At 55.7% G+C, this 3,179-nt stretch carries 2 rRNA genes; both read right to left on the bottom strand.

The annotated features are described in order from the left end of the window. Positions 1 to 26 precede the first annotated feature (26 nt). A 5S ribosomal RNA gene (gene rrf / locus ACSLUQ_RS20425) occupies positions 27 to 142 on the bottom strand. A gap of 77 nt (positions 143 to 219) precedes the next feature. Continuing rightward, a 23S ribosomal RNA gene (locus tag ACSLUQ_RS20420) occupies positions 220 to 2,942 on the bottom strand. Between the last annotated feature and the right edge of the window lie 237 nt (positions 2,943 to 3,179).

Raw genomic sequence — 3,179 nt, 5'->3', positions numbered from 1 at the left:
CATAGACATTCGATTGCGTTTTGCGGGCCTGGCGGCGACCGACTCTCCCACGTCTTAAGACGCAGTACCATTGGCGCTGGGGCGTTTCACTTCCGAGTTCGGGATGGGATCGGGTGTTTGGTTCCCCGCCATAGCCACCAGGCCGGCAGAACGCAATTGAATTGAATACTGGTCTTTATGTTTTCGCATATTGCGACGGATGGGCATTGAGTAATGAGAGTGATCAAGCCTATCGAGCTATTAGTACCGGTAAGCTTCACGCATTGCTGCGCGTCCACACCCGGCCTATCAACGTGGTGGTCTTCCACGGCTCTCAAGGGAGAACTGGTTTTGAGGCTGGTTTCCCGCTTAGATGCCTTCAGCGGTTATCCATTCCGTACATAGCTACCCTGCTATGCCGCTGGCGCGACAACAGGTCCACCAGAGGTACGTCCATCCCGGTCCTCTCGTACTAGGGACAGATCCTCTCAATTCTCCTACACCCACGGCAGATAGGGACCGAACTGTCTCGCGACGTTCTGAACCCAGCTCACGTACCACTTTAATCGGCGAACAGCCGAACCCTTGGGACCTGCTCCAGCCCCAGGATGTGATGAGCCGACATCGAGGTGCCAAACGATTCCGTCGATATGGACTCTTGGGAATCATCAGCCTGTTATCCCCGGCGTACCTTTTATCCGTTGAGCGATGGCCCTTCCACGAGGGACCACCGGATCACTATGACCGACTTTCGTCTCTGCTCGACTTGTCAGTCTCGCAGTCAGGCGGGCTTATGCCATTGCACTCGACGACCGATTTCCGACCGGTCTGAGCCCACCATCGCGCGCCTCCGTTACCATTTGGGAGGCGACCGCCCCAGTCAAACTACCCGCCACACACGGTCCCGGACGTTGTTGCGTCGCGGTTAGACATCCATGACGACAAGGGTGGTATTTCAAGGTTGGCTCCACAGGAGCTGGCGCTCCTGCTTCGACGCCTACCACCTATCCTACACATGTCGACACGAATGCCAGTGTGAAGCTGTAGTAAAGGTGCACGGGGTCTTTCCGTCTGACCGCAGGAACCCCGCATCTTCACGGGGAATTCAATTTCACTGAGTCTGTGCTGGAGACAGCGGGGAAGTCGTTACGCCATTCGTGCAGGTCGGAACTTACCCGACAAGGAATTTCGCTACCTTAGGACCGTTATAGTTACGGCCGCCGTTTACCGGGGCTTCAATTCGGTGCTTGCACACCTCCTCTTAACCTTCCGGCACCGGGCAGGCGTCAGACCCTATACGTCGCCTTGCGGCTTCGCAGAGCCCTGTGTTTTTGATAAACAGTCGCCACCCCCTGGTCTGTGCCCCCCGAACCTGGTTGCCCAAGCCCGGGGCTCCCTTCTCGCGAACTTACGGGAGCAATTTGCCGAGTTCCTTCAGCACAGTTCTCTCAAGCGCCTTGGTATGCTCTACCAGTCCACCTGTGTCGGTTTCGGGTACGGTCTATAAGCGGGGGCTATTTCCTGGGACACCTTCACCGCATCCCCAATCCAGTAAGGGGATACGATACACGGCATCCGTCACCACCCGCAGGCTGCAGAATATTAACTGCATTCCCATCGACTACGCCTTTCGGCCTCGCCTTAGGGGCCGGCTAACCCTGCGCCGATTAGCGTTGCGCAGGAACCCTTGGACTTTCGGCGAGGGGGTCTCTCACCCCCTTTATCGTTACTCATGTCAGCATTCGCACTTCCGATACCTCCAGGAGCCCTCACGGGTCTCCCTTCGCAGGCCTACGGAACGCTCCGCTACCGCTTAGCTTACGCTAAGCCCGCAGTTTCGGTACATGGCTTGAGCCCCGTTACATTATCGGCGCGGGACCCCTTGTTTAGACCAGTGAGCTGTTACGCTTTCTTTAAATGATGGCTGCTTCTAAGCCAACATCCTGGTTGTTTTGGGAGTCCTACATCCTTTGCCACTTAGCCATGATTTAGGGACCTTAACTGGCGGTCAGGGTTGTTTCCCTCTCCACAATGGACGTTAGCACCCACTGTGTGTCTGCCGGATAGTACTTCTCGGTATTCGGAGTTTGGTTAGGATCAGTAAGACGGTGAGTCCCCATAGCCCATCCAGTGCTCTACCCCCGAGAGTATTCGTCCGACGCTCTACCTAAATAGATTTCGCGGAGAACCAGCTATTTCCGAGTTTGATTGGCCTTTCACCCCTAACCACAACTCATCCCCGACTTTTTCAACAGGCGTGGGTTCGGTCCTCCAGTGCGTGTTACCGCACCTTCAACCTGGTCATGGCTAGATCACTCGGTTTCGGGTCTAATCCGACATACTAAATCGCCCTATTCAGACTCGCTTTCGCTGCGCCTACACCTTCCGGCTTAAGCTTGCATGTCAAATTAAGTCGCTGACCCATTATACAAAAGGTACGCCGTCAGGCTTGCGCCCTCCGACTGTTTGTAAGCGTCCGGTTTCAGGATCTGTTTCACTCCCCTCGTCGGGGTGCTTTTCACCTTTCCCTCACGGTACTTGTTCGCTATCGGTCGACAAGGAGTACTTAGGCTTGGAGGGTGGTCCCCCCATGTTCAGACAGGATTTCACGTGTCCCGCCCTACTCGAGGACTCATGCTCTTTCTACCCGTACGGGACTATCACCCGCTATGGTCCGACTTTCCAGACGGTTCCGGTTCTTAAGCACAAGCCACTGGCCTGGTCCGCGTTCGCTCGCCACTACTAGCGGAGTCTCTGTTGATGTCCTTTCCTCCGGGTACTGAGATGTTTCAGTTCCCCGGGTTTGCCCCCTTGCGGGTACTCCTTACGGAGTGGGTTTCCCCATTCGGAAATCCGCGGATCAAAGCTTATTCGCAGCTCCCCACGGCTTATCGCAGCGTATCACGTCCTTCATCGCCTCTTGTCGCCAAGGCATCCACCGAACGCCCTTAAGACACTTGATCACTCTCATTATCAATGCCCATCCAGATCAACCCGAGGGCCGATCAAAGCATTGAATTTATAAGACCAGTATTCACGAGATCTTGTCCTGCGATAGCGCGCGGTCAGCAGCGCCCCGGGGTCGAACCCCGCACATCCAAGGAACCAGTCGCTTCCGATTAAAAACCGGAAGGGATGACTGATCGCCGGCAAGCAACGGACGCGTGCAAGTCCAATGGACCAACGCACGTCCAGCTCCC

This window comes from Stappia sp. ICDLI1TA098 (assembly GCF_054880955.1).
Note: the sequence above shows the minus strand (reverse complement) of the source record. Positions and strands in the feature narration are given on the sequence as shown.